General features: G+C 69.9%; 12 protein-coding genes. 6 read left to right on the plus strand and 6 right to left on the minus strand.

What is annotated here, in order from left to right; all coding sequences use genetic code 11:
* Positions 1-16: 16 nt before the first annotated feature.
* The gene (locus Q0Z83_RS38545; RefSeq protein WP_317788268.1) at positions 17-1,255 is read left to right on the plus strand and encodes a D-arabinono-1,4-lactone oxidase; all 1,239 of its coding nucleotides are present in this window, start codon (positions 17-19) and stop codon (positions 1,253-1,255) included.
* On the opposite strand, the gene Q0Z83_RS38550 is transcribed toward Q0Z83_RS38545, so the two are convergent.
* Positions 1,252-1,674 (minus strand): rhodanese-like domain-containing protein, encoded by a 423-nt coding sequence (locus Q0Z83_RS38550; protein ID WP_317788269.1) that lies wholly within the window; start codon positions 1,672-1,674, stop codon positions 1,252-1,254. The genes Q0Z83_RS38545 and Q0Z83_RS38550 overlap by 4 nt on opposite strands.
* Positions 1,675-1,745: 71 nt before the next feature.
* On the opposite strand from Q0Z83_RS38550, the gene ftrA reads away from it, so the two are divergent.
* Positions 1,746-2,696: a transcriptional regulator FtrA gene (ftrA, locus tag Q0Z83_RS38555; protein ID WP_317788270.1), complete on the plus strand. Its 951-nt coding sequence runs from the start codon at positions 1,746-1,748 to the stop codon at positions 2,694-2,696.
* On the opposite strand, the gene Q0Z83_RS38560 is transcribed toward ftrA, so the two are convergent.
* A complete protein-coding gene (locus Q0Z83_RS38560) occupies positions 2,658-4,610 on the minus strand; it encodes a beta-galactosidase (protein ID WP_317788271.1) in 1,953 nt (650 codons plus the stop codon). The genes ftrA and Q0Z83_RS38560 overlap by 39 nt on opposite strands.
* A gap of 48 nt (positions 4,611-4,658) precedes the next feature.
* Here Q0Z83_RS38560 and Q0Z83_RS38565 point away from each other — a divergent pair, with 48 nt between their 5' ends.
* On the plus strand, positions 4,659-6,788 hold the full coding sequence (locus tag Q0Z83_RS38565) for a glycosyl hydrolase family 95 catalytic domain-containing protein (protein WP_317788272.1): 2,130 nt from the start codon (positions 4,659-4,661) through the stop codon (positions 6,786-6,788).
* Here the strand turns inward: Q0Z83_RS38565 and Q0Z83_RS38570 are convergent.
* Genes Q0Z83_RS38570 through Q0Z83_RS38580 form a run of 3 tightly spaced genes read right to left on the minus strand, consistent with a single transcriptional unit; the run spans position 6,785 to position 10,397 of the window.
* On the minus strand, positions 6,785-7,720 hold the full coding sequence (locus Q0Z83_RS38570; RefSeq protein WP_317788273.1) for a carbohydrate ABC transporter permease: 936 nt from the start codon (positions 7,718-7,720) through the stop codon (positions 6,785-6,787). The genes Q0Z83_RS38565 and Q0Z83_RS38570 overlap by 4 nt on opposite strands.
* Complete coding sequence (locus Q0Z83_RS38575; RefSeq protein WP_317788274.1) at positions 7,717-8,727, minus strand: ABC transporter permease; 1,011 nt, start codon at positions 8,725-8,727, stop codon at positions 7,717-7,719. The genes Q0Z83_RS38570 and Q0Z83_RS38575 overlap by 4 nt, the downstream gene beginning before the upstream one ends.
* Positions 8,724-10,397 (minus strand): extracellular solute-binding protein, encoded by a 1,674-nt coding sequence (locus Q0Z83_RS38580; RefSeq protein ID WP_317788276.1) that lies wholly within the window; start codon positions 10,395-10,397, stop codon positions 8,724-8,726. Before Q0Z83_RS38580 ends, Q0Z83_RS38575 begins: the two co-directional genes overlap by 4 nt.
* A gap of 210 nt (positions 10,398-10,607) precedes the next feature.
* Here Q0Z83_RS38580 and Q0Z83_RS38585 point away from each other — a divergent pair, with 210 nt between their 5' ends.
* The 3 genes from Q0Z83_RS38585 to Q0Z83_RS38595 all read left to right on the plus strand — a co-directional run bounded on the left by Q0Z83_RS38585 (position 10,608) and on the right by Q0Z83_RS38595 (position 16,043).
* The gene (locus Q0Z83_RS38585) at positions 10,608-11,849 is read left to right on the plus strand and encodes an ROK family protein (protein WP_317788277.1); all 1,242 of its coding nucleotides are present in this window, start codon (positions 10,608-10,610) and stop codon (positions 11,847-11,849) included.
* A gap of 642 nt (positions 11,850-12,491) precedes the next feature.
* Entirely contained in the window at positions 12,492-15,308 is a 2,817-nt protein-coding gene (locus Q0Z83_RS38590) for a glycoside hydrolase family 3 protein (protein WP_317788278.1), read from the plus strand.
* A gap of 105 nt (positions 15,309-15,413) precedes the next feature.
* Complete coding sequence (locus tag Q0Z83_RS38595) at positions 15,414-16,043, plus strand: LysE family translocator (protein ID WP_317788280.1); 630 nt, start codon at positions 15,414-15,416, stop codon at positions 16,041-16,043.
* A 115-nt stretch (positions 16,044-16,158) separates the two neighbouring features.
* On the opposite strand, the gene Q0Z83_RS38600 is transcribed toward Q0Z83_RS38595, so the two are convergent.
* A complete protein-coding gene (locus Q0Z83_RS38600; RefSeq protein ID WP_317788282.1) occupies positions 16,159-17,832 on the minus strand; it encodes a cellulase family glycosylhydrolase in 1,674 nt (557 codons plus the stop codon).
* Between the last annotated feature and the right edge of the window lie 167 nt (positions 17,833-17,999).

Consider the following 17,999-nt stretch of genomic DNA (forward strand, 5'->3'; position numbering starts at 1 on the left):
CACGTAGGGTGTAGCAATGCCGGAGCGTCTGACCAACTGGGCGGGGAACATCGAGTTCGACGCACGGCGGCTATACCGTCCGCGCACCCTCGACGAGTTGCGCGAGGTGGTCACCGGTTCGGAGCGCCTGCGGGTGCTGGGCAGTGGCCATTCGTTCAACCGTCTCGCCGACACCGACGGCGACCTGGTCTCCTTGGCCGGCCAGCCGCGCACCGTCGAGATCGCCGCCGATCGGGCCACGGTCAAGATCGACGGCGGTATGCGGTATGGCGAGTTGGCCGCTCACCTGGCCTCCGCGGGACTGGCCGTGCACAACATGGCCTCACTCCCGCACATCTCGGTGGCCGGGGCGGTCGCCACCGCCACCCACGGCTCCGGCGTCCGTAACGGCAACCTGGCCACCGCCGTCTCCGGCCTGGAGATCCTGCGGGCCGACGGTTCGGTGACGGTGCTCGACCGGTCGGATCCCGAGCTGGCCGGCGCGGTCGTCGGCCTCGGTGCGCTCGGTGTGGTCACCGCCCTCACGCTCGATGTCGGTCCCGCTTTCGAGCTACGTCAGTACGTCTACGACGACCTGCCCGAGGCGGCCCTGCACGAGCACCTCGACGAGATCCTGTCGTCGGGTTACAGCGCCAGCCTCTTCACCCGTTGGGCCGGTCCCGGCATCGACCAGGTGTGGCTCAAGCGGGCCGAACCGATGGCGGGCGACTTCTTCGGCGCCCGCCCGGCCGACGGTCCACGGCACCCGGTGCCCGGCATGCCCACGGAGAACTGCACCGAGCAGGGCGGGGTGCCCGGCCCGTGGCATACCAGGCTGCCGCATTTCCGGATGGAGTTCACGCCGAGCAGTGGTGCGGAGTTGCAGTCCGAGTGGCATCTGCCACGTTCGGCGGCGCTCTCCGCGATCGAGGCGGTCTCCGGCCTCCGCGACCGGGTCGCCGCGGTGCTGCAGGTGTGCGAGATCCGGACGATCGCCGCCGACGACCTGTGGCTGAGCCCCCACCACGAGCGGGACAGTCTGGCCCTGCACTTCACCTGGATCGCCGACACCGACGCCGTGCTCCCGGTGGTCGCCGACCTGGAGAAGGCGTTGACGCCCCTGGGCGCCCGTCCACATTGGGGCAAGGTCTTCACGACCGCCCCGTCCGAGTTGCGGGCCGCCTATCCCCGGTTCACCGACTTCGCCGCGCTGGTCACCCGTTTCGACCCCACCGGCGCTTTCCGCAACCCCTGGCTGGACGCGCTCCTCGGTTAACAGCCGCAGGCGGCACCGGCCGGGGCGGTCAGGTCGTCGGCCGGGCGCGACCACTCACCCGTCAGGTCCTGGACGGCGAAGCCCTCGCGCACCCAGTACTCGTACCCGCCGATCATCTCCTTGACCTGGTAGCCGAGCTTCGCGAACTCCAGCGCGGCCCGCGTCGCGCCGTTGCAACCGGGTCCCCAACAGTAGGTGACCACCGAGCTGCCGACCGGCACGAGCGCGGCGGCCCGGGCGGCGATCTCCCGGGTCGGCAGGTGGATCGCGCCGGGCAGGTGGCCCTGGTCCCAGGCCTCGGTGCCGCGGGAGTCGACGACCACCAGGCCGGGCGTGCCCGCGTGCAGGTCGTGGTGGACGTCGCTGACGTCGGTCTCGAAGCGGAGCCGGTTGCTGAAGTGTTCGATCGCGCTGGTCATGACGTTGATCGTGCCGTTCCGCCGGCGTCGAGCCCAGTGGCGGTGACGACACCGGCCGCTAAGATCCCGCCATGCATACCGTGGCGGTTCTCGCCTATCAGGGGATGTCGGTCTTCGAGACGGGCATCGTCACCGAGGTGTTCGGGCTGCCCCGGCCCGAGTTCGACTTCCCCTGGTATGAGCTGACCATCTGCGCCGAGACGCCCGGGCCGGTCCGGCTGGTCGGTGGCGCGACCCTGCACACCGAGCACGGGCTGGACACCTTCGCGGCCGCCGACACGCTGATCGTTCCCGGGGTCCCGGACATGCGGGTCGGCCCGTCACCGGAGCTGGTGGCGGCGATCAGGGCGGCCCACGCCCGGGGCGCGCGGATCATGTCCATCTGCTCGGGCGCGTTCGCGCTGGCCGGCGCCGGTCTCCTGGACGGGCGCCGGGCCACCACCCATTGGCGGTACGCGGAGATCCTGCGCCGCCGCCACCCGGCTGTCGCGGTCGACGCCGACGTCCTCTACATCGATCTCGGCGACGTGCTGACCAGCGCCGGCAGCGCGGCCGGCCTGGATCTGTGCCTACACGTGATCCGCCGAGACCACGGCCCGAAGGCGGCGAACCTGGTGGCCCGCCGCCTGGTCGTGCAGCCGCACCGGGACGGCGGCCAGGCCCAGTTCATCGAGGCGCCGATGCCCGACGACCCGGCCGACGACAGACTGTCGCGCAGCATGGAGTGGGCGCTCGGCAACCTGGCCACGCCGATCTCGGTGGAGATCCTGGCCCGGCGGGCGCACATGTCCGAGCGCACCTACCTACGGCATTTCTCCCGCGCGACCGGGACGACGCCGATCCGCTGGCTGATCAGCCAGCGGGTGCACGCCAGCCTGGCCCTGCTGGAGACGACCGGCACACCGATCGAGGAGGTGGCGGCCGCGGTCGGGTTCGAGAGCCCGGTCACCTTCCGGCACCATTTCGCGCAGTCGATGCGCACGTCACCCTCGGCCTACCGGCGCGCCTTCCACATGAGCTGACCGGATCCGCGTCCCGCCCGGCGGCAGGAGGAGGTCACCCACGGTGGCCGGCTCGGTGCCGTGGTTGAAGAGGAACAGCAGGTCACCACGACGGACCGCCTCCACATCGGACGGCAGATCGGGCAGCACCGGCTCGATACCGGCATCGACCGCCACCTGATGCAGCAGCGCCTGGAGCGAGTCGTCGGTCAATGCGGTGGAGAGGTACCAGGCGGTGCCGGCGCCGTACCGGTTGCGGGTGATCGCCGGCGCTCCGGCCAGCGGCCCGTCGGCGTACAGGCTGATCGTCTCGGCCCCGGCGGTCTCGACCCGTTCGATCCAACGTTCGGCAGTGAGAGCGGTGCCGGCGGAGGAGGCGGCGGACAGGTTGATCACGGTTTCCGGTGCCTGCGGGTGCCATTCGACCACCCGCATCCCCAGGACCTCGCGGAACGCACCCGGGTAACCACCCAGCCGGATCCGGCTGTCCGGTTCGGCGATGCCGCTCAGGTAGGTGACCACGAGCGTCCCGCCGGCGGCGACGTAGTCCCGGAAGGCCGCGGCCGCCTCGTCGGAGACGAGATAGAGGTGCGGCATGACGATCATCCGGTAGTCGCCGAGGTCGGTGGAGACGCCGGGGAAGACGAAATCAGCCTGCAGCTTGGCCCGGTACAGCGCGCGATGCGCCTGCCGCACGGCGGCCAGGTAGTCGATGTCCCCGGCGGGCAGACCGGGCCCCTGCAGGGCCCACCACGAGGGCGCGTCCCAGGTCACCGCGACACTCGCGGTGGGCTGTTCGGTTTCGGTCACTTCCAGATTCCGGAGGGTACGGCCAAGCGCGATCGCCTCCCGGAAGACCGGGGTGTCCGGTCCCGCGTGCGGCACGAGCGCCGAGTGGAACAGTTCGGCCCCGCCGCGCGGCTGCCGCCACTGGAAGTACATCGCCCCGCCGGAGCCCCGTGCCACGTACCCGAGGCTGTGCCGGGTGAGCCGTCCCGGTTCCTTGGAGTGCATCCGCCCGGCGGTGTAGATCAGGTTCGGCCCGGTCTCCATCAGCAGCCACGATCCGCCGCCCCAGCCGCGGGCCAGGTCGGCGGCGAACGCGGTCTGCTCCTCGGCGCCGGTGCCCGCGTCGTCCGGGTAGTGGTCGACGGCGACGATGTCGACCTCCTCGGCCCAGCGCGCGTGGTCGACACTGACCCAGCCGCCCTGCACGAAGTTGGTGGTGACGGGCACGTCCGGGTTGGCCGCGCGCAGCAGGTCACGCTGCTCGATGAAACCGTCCAGCAGTTCGTCGGAGAGGAACCGGCGGAAGTCGAGCACGTGCGCCGGGTTCGGCATGTACTGGGTGGCGCGCGGCGGGGTGATCTGTGCCCAGTCGGAATAGCGCTGGCTCCAGAACGACGTGGTCCACGCCTCGTTGAGGACGCTCAGGTCGCCGTGCTTCTTCTGCAGCCACAGCCGGAACGCGGTGGCCGTGGCGTCGCAGCGGCAATCGGTGCCGTACTCGTTGTGCACGTGCCACATGGCCAGCGCCGGGTGGTGGGCGTACCGCTGGGCCAGGCGACCGGCGATGTCCCGGGCCGCGGCGCGGTAGGCGGGCGCCGACACGCAGTAGGTGTCCCGGCTGCCGTGGGTGAGTCGCACCCCGTCGGCGGTGACCGGCAGCGCCTCCGGGTGGGCGAGGCTGAACCAGGGCGGCGGCGACGCGGTCGGAGTGGCCAGCGCGACCCGGATCCCGCCCGCGTGGAGCAGGTCGAGCACCCGGTCGAGCCAGCCGAACTCGTAGCGACCCGGCTCCGGTTCGAGGTCGGACCAGGCGAAGACGCCGACCGTGGCGATGTTCACCCCGGCCTGCCGCATCAGCGCGACGTCCTCCGCCCACACCTCCTCCGGCCACTGCTCCGGGTTGTAGTCGCCGCCGAAGAAGAGCAATCAGACCACCTCTTGCTATTAGTTTGAACCCTAAACAAAATATGAGCCGTGCAGAGCAACGTCAATCCGTCGTTCCGTGACGCCGAGTCCACCGAGGACTGGGAGCGCGCGCTGATCAGCGGCAACGGCCGGCAGGGTGCGCTCTGTTACGGCTCGCCCGCCCGGCTGCGGTTCACCCTGGCCCACGAGGACCTGTTCCAGCCGGTCACCGAGCCGCTGCCGGCTCCGCTGACCGCCCCGGCGCTGCCGCGACTACGCGAGCTTCTCGACGCCGACCGGTTCCGCGACGCGGCTCGCGCGGTCTGCGACCTCGCCGTTCAGGAGCATCCGGGGTACGAGCAGACGCGCTGGATCGATCCGCTGATCGGCGCCGGAACATTGACTTTCACTCCGGCGAACCCGGGGGACGACTATCGGCGCGGCACCGACTTCAGCACCGGTGTGGTCCGGCAGGAGTGGGCCGGGGTGACCGTCGACGCCTTCGTCTCCCGGACGGCGGACGTGCTGGTCATCCGGGTCGTCGGCACGGACGGGACGGTCGGGGTGGGCCCGATCGACGGCACCCCGGAGCGGCCGATCCACTACACCGTCGACGAGTTCGGGGACGATCTCGTCCTGACCGGACGATTCGAGCAGCCGCTCTGGGCCGGGGCCCTGCCGGGGTGGGCCTTGGCGGTACGCGTACGGCGTACCGAAGAAGGGATTTTGATCTTTGCTCGAACCGTGACCGGAACGCCCGCGCCGGCCGACGCCCTCGCCGATCTGCCCGCCGGAGACTTCGACGACCTGCTGAAAGAGCACGTGGCCGAGCATGGAAACCTGTTCGGCCGGGTCGATCTCGACCTCGGCGGGCATCCCGCGCGGGAACTGTTCGACGCCGGCCGCTACACGATCCTCAGCAGCACCGGCCGGCGCCCGCCGACGCTGCAGGGGGTGTGGAGCGGCACGTATTCGCCGCCGTGGCGCAGTGGCTGGACGATCGACGGCAACCTGCAGGCCGCGCTACTCGCCGTCCTGCCGACCGGGACGCCGGAGCTGATGCCGCCGCTGTTCGACCTGCTCGACGAGCAGTTCGACGACTTCCGGGAGAACGCGCACCGCCTCTACGGTCTGCCCGGCCTGTTCGTGCCGGCACATCTCGGCACACACGGCCGGCAGAACCATTTCGGACCCATCTGGTGCCTGACGTTCTGGACCGCCGGGGCCGCCTGGCTGGCCCGCCTCTACCTGGAGCACTGGCAGCACACCGGTGACCTGGACTTCCTCCGGGAGCGGGCGCTGCCGTTCCTGCGTGCGGCGGCCGAGTTCCAGCTGTCGTTCGCCACGATCAGGAACGGGCGCGCACGGTTCAGCCCGTCCTACTCCCCGGAGAACGATCCGGGTGGCTCCGGTGAGCAGGCGACCGTCGACGCCACCCTGGACGTCCAGGCGGTCGGCGCGCTGCTGCGCGGCCTGCTGACCGTCACCGAGGTGCTGGGGATCACCGACCCGGACACGCTGCGGTGGAAGTCGCTGCTCGCGGCGCTCCCGCCGATGCGTGTCAACGACGCCGGCGAGCTGGCCGAATGGGTCGATCCGCGCTTTCCGGACAACCACGAGCACCGGCACTGCAGTCATCTCTACCCGCTCTACTACGGCGGGGATCCGGCGTTCGACGAGGATCCGGCGCTGCGCGCCGCGGCGGTGCGTGCGGTGCGGGCCCGGTTGCGGTGGTGGTTGAGCGAGGCCTCCGACGAGATGGGGTACGGCCTGGCACTGCTCGGCGTAGCGGCGGCCCATCTGGGGCTGGCCGAGGAGGCCTACGCGGCCCTGACCAGGATCTCCGAGGCGTACTGGCGGCCCAACCGGGCGCCCACCCACAACCGGGACCACATGTTCAACGTGGACCTGGCCGGCGGCCTACCGGCCCTGGTGGTGGCCATGCTGCTGCGCAGCCGTGACGTCCTCGCCGACGGCGTCGCCCGGATCGACCTGCTCCCGGCCCTGCCCGCGGCGTGGCCCACCGGTTCGGTCCGCGGCCTGATCGCCCGCGGCCCGGTGACGGTCGACCTGACCTGGTCCCCGGGCACGGTGCGGGCGGTCCTGACCTCCGCCGCCGATCGCACCGTGCACATCGGACTCCCCTCCGGCGCGGTCGAGACGATCACCCTCCGGGCGAACGTCCCACACCGGCTCTAGCCCTTCACCGCTCCGATGATCACGCCCTTGGTGAAGTGGCGCTGGACGAACGGGTAGATGATCAGCGCCGGGACGACCGTCACGACCACCACCGCCATCTTGATCGCCAGGCTCGGCGGGACCGTCGAGCCGAGACCCGGGATGGCGACCGACGCACCTGACGATGCCGGTGACTGGCCGGCCAGGATGAACTGCTGCAACACCCGCTGGACCGGCTGGAGGTCGTTCCGGTCGATGTAGAGGATCGCGTTGAAGAACGCGTTCCAGTAGCCGACCGCGTAGAACAGACCGACCACGGCGGTCACCGCCTTGGAGAGCGGCAGCACGATCCGGGTCAGGATGCGCAGTTCACCGGCACCGTCCATGCGGGCGCTGTCGTACAGCTCACCGGGGATGCTCATGAAGAACGCCCGCAGCACCACCAGGTTGAACGCGCTGATCGCGGTCGGCAGGATCAGCGACAGCAGGTTGTCCTTCAGCCCCAGGCCGGTGACCACCAGGTAGCTCGGGATCATGCCGGGGTAGATCAGGAACGTCAGCAGGAAGTAGAACAGGATCGGCCGGTGCCCGAGCGTGCCCGGCCGGGACAGGCCGTACGCGGCGAGCACCGTGACGACCAGGCTGAGCGCCGTTCCGGCGAGCGTGACGATCGTGCTCACCAGGATCGCGTCGGTGATCTGCCCACCCGAGAAGATCACCACGTACGCCGACGGGTTGAACTCGCGCGGGAGGAACACGTACCCACCGGCGTCGTTGATCGTCTTCTCGGACGACAGGCTGGTCACCACGACCACCCAGAGCGGCACCACCACGACCGCCACCACCAGGGTGAGGATCGTGCCCTTGCCGAACTGGCCGAGCAGCGACGGCTGCTCCTCCCACACCGGCCGCAGCGTGTTGCGACGCGGCCGGACCACGGTGTCTGCGCTCATCTCTTCGAATAGATCCCTTGCTCGCCGAAACGGTGCGCCAGCTTGTTGGCCCCCACGATCAGCAGGATCCCGACCGCCGCCTTGAACAGACCGGCCGCCGCACCGACACCCCACTGTTGGACCGCGATGCCCTGGTAGTAGACGTAGGTGTCGACCACCTCGGCCGCCTCCCGGCCGACCATCTCGCGTTGCAGCACGAACTGCTCGAAGCCGACGTTGAGAGCGTCGCCCAGCCGCAGGATCAGCAGCAGCACGATGACCGACCGCAGGCCGGGCAGGGTGATGTGCCACATCCGGCGCCAGCGGCCGGCGCCGTCCGCGGCCGCCGCCTCGTAGAGCGAGGGGTCGATGGCCGCGAGCGCCGCCAGGAAGACGATCATGCCCCAGCCGGCGTCCTTCCAGATCGCCTGGGAGGTGATCAGGAACATGAACGTATCCGGGTTGGTCATGATCTCCGGCGGCGTGTACCCCGCCTGACGCAGCGTCTGCGCGAGCAGACCGGCCCCGCCGAGCATCATCTGGAACAGCGACACCACCAGCACCCAGCTGAAGAAGTGCGGCAGGTAGACGACGCTCTGCACCAGCGACCGGATCCGCGGCGACAGGACGCTGTTCAGCAGGACGGCCAGGGCGATCGGAATCGGGAAGTAGAAGACCAGCTGGAACGCGGTGATCGACAGCGTGGTGATCACCGAGTCCCAGAACGCGCTCGTCTTGAACAGGTACTCGAAGTTCCCGAACCCGATCCACTCGCTGTAGAGGAACGCCTCCAGGGGGTTGTCGCCGACGAACGGGTTGTAGTCCTGGAAGGCGATGATGTTGCCGAGCGCCGGGATGTAGTGGAACACCAGCAGCAGCGCCATCGCCGGGAAGCACATGAGCAGCAGCGGCCAGTCCCGCCGCAGCCGCTGCCCGAAGGACAGCTGCTGCCGCGAGACCACCTTGACTTTCTTCTTCGCCTTCTTCACCGCGACCTGCGGTTCAGCAGCGACAGGGGGCGCGCTCATCGCCCGTTGTCAGCCAGAACCTTGGCGTAGAACTCGCGGCCCGCGTCGCCACCGGCGGCGCGCCAGTCGGAGACCACCTTGTCGAACTCGCTGACCGGAGTGCGGCCCTTGAGGATGTCGGTGATCTTGTCTTCGGTGGGCTGCGCGAGGGCCGCCATCTGGGTCGGCTTCTCCACCTTGATGCCGTCCCACGGATTGACCTCGAGGTACTTCGAGGCGTCGTTACCCCAGTTCACGAAGTCCGCGGCGTAGGTCGGGATGTCCGGGCCGCCGACGACGACCGGCGGGCGGCCGCCGAGGAAGATGAACTGGTTGGCGAACTCCTTCACCCACAGGTCGTTGGTGACCGGCGCACCACTGGCGTCCCGCTTGAAGTGGGTGCCCTCGACCCCGTAGTTCTGCAGCTCCCACTCCTTGGTGCCGAACGGCGCCGCGGTGTAGTTAAGGACACGCAGCAGTTCCTGGGTGCGTTCCTGACCGAGTCCCTTCTTGACGAACGTCCAGAGGATCGCCGGGCGGGTCCGCCAGCGGACCGGTGCCTGACCCTTGTCCGCACCGAACACCTTGACGGCCTGCATGTTGAACTTCGGATTGATCTGCACGGCCGGCCGCCACGTCTCCTTCCAGGAGCCGCCGCCGGTGCCGTACATGAACATCTTGCCGCCCTTGAAGAGGGCCTGGGTGTCGCCGCCCTTGCTCGACGCGATGTCGGGGTGGACCAGCTTCTCGGCGTAGAGCCGAGCCATGAATTCGACGGCCCGTTTGTACTGCGGCAGCTCCATCCGGTGCACGACCTTGCCGTCGGCGGTCTTCAGCCAGCCGTCCTCCGAGCCGCCCGCGCCGCAGATCTGCTGCACCTCGAGCCAGATGTCACCGAACGCCCACTCGCCCTTGTCGGCGTTCGTCATCTTCTTGCCGAACTCGTAGAGCTCGTCCAGCGTGGTCGGGTCGGCGACGCCGCGCTCCTGGGTGACGTCCTTACGGATGAAGAGCACCGAGGGGTACGGCGCGTCGGTCGGGAACGGGACGCCCATCAGCTTGCCGCCCCACACCGAGTCCTGCCAGGCCCCGGTCTCCAGGCCGGCGAGCATCGGGTACGCGTTGACCTTGTCCCCGGACAGGTGCGGGGTGAGGTCCTCGAAGAGCGCGTGCACACCCTCGGAGAACCGGGCCAGCTTGGCCACCTCCCAACCCGGGATGCAGGTCAGATCGGGTACGTCCCGGGCGCCCAGCATGGTGTTGAGCTTGTCGCCGTACGTGTTGCCGTCCTGGATGTTGAAGTTGATCGCGCCACCCAGATCGGCGTTGACCGCCTCGTTGAGCTTGTTGCCGGCCGGTGGCGCCGGACCCCACCACGGGGTGGTCGCGGTGACCGGCTTGCCGCTGGTGATCGCCTTGTCGCTGATGGCGTCGACCAGCGACGTCGGGTACTTCACGTAGCCGTCCGCCATCGGACGGATGCCCTTGACGTCCGGCTGGACCAGGGTGGAGTCCTTGAACTGCGGAAGCAGACCGGCGGCCTGCTGGGCGTTGGTGGCCGAGCCCCCGGTGCTCGGGTCCTTGCTGCAACCGGCGAGAACTCCGCCACTGGCCAGGGAGGCGGCGCCGAGGCCGACCAGTCCGAGGAAGTTCCGCCTGTTCGTCGACGCGCCTTCCATCGCTCTAGCCACGGCGCACCACCCTTCCGTTATGGGTTTAGTTTGGTTAGCGTCTAAACTAAGTACATCGAAGACAAGCTAACCGACGTGGTGCCGACCGGACAAGCATCGAATGGGAGCGCACCCACGGACAGGCGCCGATCAGGGGAGACGACGAACCGCGGTGATGCGGCAAGATGACCAGGCGGACAGCATGTGTGCGCGCCGAGAGCGGGGCTTGATGTGAAGACCACCCGGGCCGACCCACAACCGGCCGACTTCACCGACGTGCGCGCCACCAACCTGGCCGTGGTCCTGCGACACCTGCGCGCCCACGGGCCCAGCTCCCGCGCCTCGATCGCCGCGTCCACCGGGCTCAACAAGGCGACCGTCTCCAGCCTCACCGGCAGCCTCATCGAGCAGCGTCTCCTGCGTGAGACGGGCCTGAGCGGCAACCGGATCGGCCGACCCGGGACGGCGCTGGCGCTGGACGGTTCGGCATATGCCGCGATCGGCCTGCAGATCGCCGGCGACCGCCTGACCGCCCTGGCCGTGGACTTCGCCGGCGAGCAGCTGCTGCTGTGGCACCGGCAGTTCTCCAGCGGCCCGGGCACCGCCGCCCTCGACCTCGACCCTACCGGAAACGGCGCCGCCGACGGGCGGGCGATCAGCGCGGTGGCCGCTCTGGCCCAGCGTGCCGCCACCCGGGTCCGGCAGCACGGCCGGCAGGTGCTCGGCCTCACCGTGGCGGTGCCCGGCCTGGTCTCCGACGGTGGCACGGTCAGCCTGTCACCGGCGCTCGGCTGGTCCGACGTCGACCTTCGCGGTCTACTCACCGGCTCGCTGCGTCAGCCCGACCTGGACGTCGCCGTCGCCAACCATGCGGGCCTCGCCGCGATCGCCGAGCTACGGCACGGCGGTCATCAGGCACAATCCGATCTGACGTACGTCACCGGCGCCGCCGGGATCGAAGCCGGCATCGTCGTCGACGGCCGCCTCCTGCACGGCGCACGGGGTTTGACCGGCCAGATCGGACGGTTCAGTCTCGGCCCGGCCGGCTCCCCCACTCTGGCCGACCTGGCCGGCGTCGACCAGTTGGTCCGGCGCGCCCTGCCCGGTTTCGACCCGGCGGAGCTGTCCGACCTCACCCCGGCGGTGGAACAGGTGGCGACCGAGGCCCGATCCGGCGACACGACCGCGCTGGCCGCGCTCCGGGACACGGGCTGTCACCTGGGTCAGGGCCTGGCCCTACTCGCGAACCTGGTCAATCCCGAGGTGATCGTGCTCGGCGACCACTACGCCACGCTGGCCGAGTGGATCCTCCCGGCCGCCGAAGCCGAGCTCTCCCGAAACACCCTGGCCCCGGCAGCCGGCGGCGCCCGACTGGTCGCGTCGTCGCTGGGTCTGCACGCCGCGGCCCTGGGCGGAGCAGTGGCCCACCTGGACCGCATCGACACCGGCGCGCTACCCACCGCCGCCCCTTAGACCCGCGCCCGCCCCGGGTCCGCACGCACGGTCACCTCGCCGATCATGCAGCTGGTTCTCAGGGCTGGCACCACCACGCCAAAGCAGCTCCAAGAACCAGCCACCGAAGCGCCACCCCTCCAAACGGCTGGTTCTCAGCCGCGAGCCCGCCGCGACAGCCCTGAGGACCAGCCGGGAGCACGGGCCGCAGCGGGTCTGGGCGGCGGTGTCGAGCGCGTCCCCTGCCCGGACCTCGGCCACCGCCGGACAGGCAAAGCCGCACAAGCAAAGCCCCGGACCGACAAAGCCCCGGACCGGCAGAGCCCCGGACCGGGGCCAGCAAAGCCCCGGACCGACAAAGCCCCGAGCCGACAAAGCCCCGGACCGGTTACGCGGCCCGAGAGCCGGGGGTCCGATCTGGAGCGTCGGAGTGCATGCGCAGGGATCAATGCGGGCGAAGTGGACGCCGACCAGCAAGGGTCGGTCGGCGGGGCGGGTAACAATCGATGACCAAACATGGCCGCAGCGCCTTGACCGAGGCGTAACTGTGGTGCGAGCCTCAGGGAACTCCGTCCGAAACATTCGCGAAACCACTCGCGGAGGCTTCTTTCGCCGCGCAGTCGAAGCGCTTCGACGACACGGCTTGGCCCGAAGGAACACGTTGTGACCGAATCCCCCTCTCGCATCGTCTTTCGCGACCCGCAGCAGAAGCTCGCCGCTCGGGTGTCCGACCTTCTGGGCCGGCTCGACCTGGCGGAGAAGATCGCCCTCCTGCATCAGCACCAGGCCGCCGTCCCACGTCTCGGCGTCGGTTCGTTCCGCACCGGAACCGAAGCTCTCCACGGCGTCGCCTGGCTCGGTACGGCAAGCGCTTTCCCCCAGGCCGTCGGGCTGGCTTCGAGCTGGGACCCGGATCTGCTGCGCCGGGTCGGCACGGCGGTCGGCACCGAGGTGCGGGCCATGCACCACCGCGACCCGGAGAACGTCGGGCTCAACGTCTGGGCGCCGGTCGTCAATCTGCTGCGCGATCCGCGGTGGGGCCGCAACGAGGAGGGCTACGCCGAGGACCCGTGGCTGACCGGGGTGCTGAGCACGGCGTACTCGGAAGGGTTGCGCGGCGACGATCCGCGCCGGCTGCGCACCGCGCCCACCCTGAAGCACTTCCTCGGTTACAACAACGAGACCGATCGCTGTCTGACGTCGAGCAACATGCCGCCGCGAGTGCTGCACGAATATGAACTGCCCGCGTTCCGGCCGGCCATCGCCGCCGGAGCCGCGGTCGCCGTGATGGCCTCCTACAACCTGATCAACGGGCGGCCCACCCACCTCAGCCCACTGATCAACGAGGTGCTGCGGGGTTGGTCCGAGGATGACGTGATGGTCGTCGGTGACGCCTTCGCGGTGCAGAACCTCGCCGGTGACCAGGCGCTCTTCGAGGATCACCCGGCCGGGTTCGCGGCGGCGCTACGGGCCGGCATCGACTGTGTGACCGAGCCGGGACCGCTGTCCGAGGCGTCGTTCACCACCGCTCTCGAACGCGGATCGATCACCGAGTCCGACGTGGACGCGGCGGTGCGGCACATTCTTTCGGTACGTGTACGGCTCGGCGAGTTCAATCCGGACGAGGACCCGTACCGAAGCATCGGTGTTGAAGTGATCGACTGCCCGGAGCATCGCGCGCTGGCCCGGGAGGCCGCCCGTGCCTCGGTCGTGCTGCTCGGCAACGACGGCATCCTCCCGCTGGATCCGGCCGGCGTGGGCCGGGTGGCGGTGATCGGTCCGCTCGGCGACACCACGTTCGACGACTGGTACAGCGGCACCCCGCCGTACCGCAGGACGCTGCGGGCCGCGCTCGCCGAACGGCTCGGCACCGACGCGGTGATCTTCCACGAGGGTGTCGACCGGATCGCTCTGCGCTGCTCGGCCGGCCTGCTGGTGGCTGGTGCCGGCCCGCTGGCGGTGCGGGCCGCCGACGACATCCCGGACGCCGCACTGTTCGACGTCTTCGACTGGGGTGAGGAGACGATCTCCCTACGGTCGGTGATCTCGGGTTTCGTCGGTGCGGACGGTCTGGGATCCGAGGAACACCTGCTGGTCAGCGACCGTCCGGGACCGAACGGCTGGGAGGTTCGCGAGACGTTCCGCCTGGAGCCGCGAGACGGCGGGGTGGCGATCCGGCACGTGCAGAGCCGCCGCTACCTGTTCGTGGGGGTGGACGGCCTGGTCCGTACCGCCGATGAAGCGACCGTCTTCACCGTGGACCTGCTGGTCGACGGGGTGGCCGAGGCCGCCGCGGTGGCCGCCGAGGCCGATGTGGTGGTGCTCTCCCTGGGTAACCACCCACTGGTGGCCGGCCGGGAGACCGAGGACCGCCGCGACCTGAACCTGCCCGGCACACAGGACGCCCTGCTACACGCCGTGCACGCCGCCAATCCGCGCACGATCTTGGCGCTGACCAGCAGTTACCCGTATGCGGTCGGCTGGGCCGCAGACCACCTGCCGGCCCTGCTGTGGTCGGCGCACGGTGGCCAGGAGCACGGCACCGGGCTGGCCGACGTGCTGTTCGGCTCGGACCGGACGGGAGCGCCCGTCGACCCGACCGGCCGGCTCACCCAGACCTGGTACCACGACGCCGGTGATCTGCCCGACCTGCTCGACTACGACATCATCGCGAGCGACGCCACCTACCTCTACTTCCGGGGCGCGCCGCTGTTCCCGTTCGGGCACGGGCTGTCCTACACCCGGTTCGCCTACGAGGACCTGCGGCTCACCGCCGACACGATCGACCCGGACGGCGAGGTGACGGTCCGCGTCGACGTGGTGAACGTCGGCGACCGCCCGGGCACGGAGGTCGTGCAGCTCTACACCCGCCAGCGGAGCTCCCGCGTCAAGCAGCCGCTGCGCCGACTGCGCGGGCACCGTCAGGTGCGTCTCAAGCCCGGCCGACGCACCACAGTGGAATTCACGCTGCCCGCCGCCGAGCTGGCCTTCTGGGACGTCACCCGCTCCCGCTGGGTGATCGAGGACGCCACACACACCATCGCCGCCGGCTCGTCCAGCGCCGATTGGCGCCGCACCGCGTCGCTACGCGTCCGCGGCGAGAGGATTCCGGCCCGGTCACCGAGGTCCGTGCTCCGGATGATCGACAACGATGGGTACGCCCAGACGACCCCGGTGGCCATCCCGACGACGCCGGGTGAGGCCCTTCGCAGCGACGACGACTCCGCCTGGGTGGTCTTCGACGGCCTCGACTTCAGCCACCCGGTCACCACGGTGACCGCCGATTTCGCGGCTGCCGGTGCGGGCGCAACGGTCACCCTGCGCCTGGACGACCCCCTGTCCGGCCCGATCCTGGCCACTCTGGCCGCCGACTCTTCGCGCGAGGCGACCGCCCCGATCCCACCGGTGACCGGCCCACACGCCCTGTTCGTCCTCTTCGACCAGCCCGGGATCACGCTGACCTCCGTGACTTTCGCCTGAAACCCACACTCCGGCCGGCTCCCACGGCTGTCCCCGGCGGTGTGGGGCAGCCCTGGGAACCGGCCGGGGTCGCTCGGAGCGGCCGGGATGGGTGAGGATCGGGGCATGAGCGACGTGGGGCAGGCGCTGGCGTTCGCGGGTGTGATCGGGCTGGCGGCGGTGTCGCCGGGGCCGGACTTCGCCATCGTGGTGCGGCGTTCGGTGGTGGCCGGCCGCATGCACGGGATGGTCGCCGCCGCCGGAGTGGCAGCCGGGGTGTTCGTCTGGTCGGTGGCGGCCGCGGTCGGGGTGGCCGCTCTGCTGGAGGCGTCGGCCGTGGCGTTCACCGTGGTCAAGCTGGCCGGTGCGGCGTACCTGATGTGGTTGGGGGTCAGTGCCCTGCTCGCGGCCCGGCGCGGAGGTTCGGGCCCGGACCGGCAGCTCGCCGGGCGCGCCGAGGCGCGGCTGTGGGGTTCGTTCCGGGACGGCCTGCTGACCAACGTGCTGAATCCGAAGTGTGGTGTCTTCTTCGTGGCCGTGCTGCCCCAGTTCGCGCCGGTGGACGGCTCGGCCGGCGACGTGATGCTGCTGTCGCTGGTCGCGGTGGCGGTGACGATCGCCTGGTTCGTGGTGGTCGCCAACCTGGTGGCCGCGATGCACCGGGTGCTGTCCCGGCCGGCTGTGCGCCGTTCGCTGGACGCCGTCACCGGCGCCGTCCTGGTGGCCCTGGGCCTGCGCCTGGCCGCCACCTCCTGAATGAGGCTGGTCGTCAGGGCTGTCCGGACGGGTCCGCGACAGCCCTGACGACCGGCCGGGGTGGAGACCGGGCGGCGGGGGCGGTGGCCCGACCGCCTCCAACCGCCCGGTGGTTTCAGGAGAGGGTTCCGGTCACCGAGGTGCCGTTGCGGGTCACCTGGTAGCTGACCGTCGACCCGCTCCAGAAGACGAACGTCAGGGTGACCGGGGCACCGTCGGTCACTTCGGCGAAGAACTCCGGGGTCAGCTTGATCGCTCCGGCGGTGTAGTCGGGGGCGAAGGCCCGATCGAACTCCTTGTACGCGGTCCAGTTGTGCGGGCCGGCGTAGCCGCCGTCGGCGTAGGTGGCGGTCATCGTGGCGAGCTGGTCACCGTTGAACGCGGTGGGCACCGCGAACGCCGCGGTGGTCCCGGTGGCGGCGGACAGCACGGGCGTGTCGAAGGTGACGACGTCGAGCCGCCACGGGACGCCCCGGGAGAACCGCAGTGTCAGAGAGGTCCTCTCCCCGTACCGCTGAAGCCTGGACAGCAACCCCGCGCTCAGGGTGAGTTGATCGCCGGACACCTGATAGTCCGGACCGCGGCGCAGGGTCGCCGCCCCGAGCCGGACGTGGGTGAAGCCGGTGCCGTTGGGGTTGAGGGTGATGGTCTGTGCGGTGACCGGCACGCCGCGCCTGACGAACAGCAGGTCGCTCGCGGCGGTGCCGGAGCGGGTGCGCCAGCTGGAGGCGATCTGTCCGAAGAGCTCGGCGTCGCGCCAGACGCCGGCGGTACGGTCGAAGTGCTGCCCGTTGTCCCAGAGCATCGTGGTGATCTTGCTGATCCGCGCCTGGTGCCCGAAGAGTTCGAAGAACTTGAGTTTCTCGCCCTGTTCGATGGTGCCGGTGTGCCGGTCGAAGCCGAGCAATCCGTATTCACCGAGAATGACCGGGATGCCCTTGCTGACGAATGAGGTACGCAACCTTTCGAAGGTGCCGAGCAGATCGGCCTGCGCGGTGGCGTCGAAACGGTATCCACCTGCCACATTGACGCTGAAGGGCCAGTAGCCGTAGTAGTGCACGGTGGCGATCAGGTAGGGGTCGTTCAGTGCGGCGAATTCAGCCGTCAACGCGTCGAGCCGACCCTGATCGGCGTTGGTGTGCAGCGTGGGTAGTACCAGAAGTCGAGTGGCGTTGCCGCCGCCGGAGCCGCGGACGATCCGGTGGAAGGACGTGTTCAACTCGGCGAGGAGGGCGTAGTTCTCGGCGTCGCCGCTGCTGCCCCAGAACTGTGGTTCGTTGACGCTCTCCAGCACCAGGCGGGGCGACGCGTCCCGGAAGGCGGCGGCGACCTGCGTCCAGATGGCGTTGTAGCGGTTCAGGACATTGTCGTGGTCGGTGGGCATGGTGGCGATCCACTGCCACGAGTCGTGATGAATGTTGATCATCACGTAGAAGCCCTCGTCGATGGCCCAACCGACGACCTCCTGGACACGGGCCAGGTAGGCCGGGTCGAGAACGAGGTCCGGGCTCAGGTGCCCGCCCCAGGTGACCGGGATGCGGATGCTGTTGAAGCCCTGGTCACGGATGCCGGCGAGCAGTTCACGGGTGACTCGCGGGTTACCCCATGACGTCTCGTCGTCGCCGGTGGAGTCGAAGGTGTTGCCGAGGTTCCAGCCGGGCTGCATGGCGGCGACGGCTTGGGCGGGGGTACGGACGGACTCGCGGGCGCTCGCTGCGGACGAACCTGCGGTGGACAGGCCGGTGACGAGCAGCGCTAGGACGAGCAATCTGCCGAGCAGGCGCGACATGACGCTCCTAGGAGGACAGTCGGGGAGGTCTGACCTCGGCAGACTAAGTATGGATCCCAAACTATGTCAATCGATGGACAGAGATGAACGGGCCGTCCGGGCGAGAGGGGGATGCTCTCCTCGCTCGGACGGCCCGTCCCATGCGGCTCGCACCTCTTGCCCCGCTG

It is taken from the genome of Actinoplanes sichuanensis (assembly GCF_033097365.1).
Lineage (GTDB): Bacteria > Actinomycetota > Actinomycetes > Mycobacteriales > Micromonosporaceae > Actinoplanes > Actinoplanes sichuanensis.

Bases quoted from the DNA above. Each gene is read 5' to 3' on its own strand.
- Q0Z83_RS38545 (WP_317788268.1), top strand. From the start codon at position 17: ATGCCGGAGCGTCTGACCAACTGGGCGGGGAACATCGAGTTCGACGCA.
- Q0Z83_RS38550 (WP_317788269.1), bottom strand. From the start codon at position 1,674: ATGACCAGCGCGATCGAACACTTCAGCAACCGGCTCCGCTTCGAGACC.
- ftrA (WP_317788270.1), top strand. From the start codon at position 1,746: ATGCATACCGTGGCGGTTCTCGCCTATCAGGGGATGTCGGTCTTCGAG.
- Q0Z83_RS38570 (WP_317788273.1), bottom strand. From the start codon at position 7,720: ATGAGCGCAGACACCGTGGTCCGGCCGCGTCGCAACACGCTGCGGCCG.
- Q0Z83_RS38575 (WP_317788274.1), bottom strand. From the start codon at position 8,727: ATGAGCGCGCCCCCTGTCGCTGCTGAACCGCAGGTCGCGGTGAAGAAG.
- Q0Z83_RS38595 (WP_317788280.1), top strand. From the start codon at position 15,414: ATGAGCGACGTGGGGCAGGCGCTGGCGTTCGCGGGTGTGATCGGGCTG.
- Q0Z83_RS38600 (WP_317788282.1), bottom strand. From the start codon at position 17,832: ATGTCGCGCCTGCTCGGCAGATTGCTCGTCCTAGCGCTGCTCGTCACC.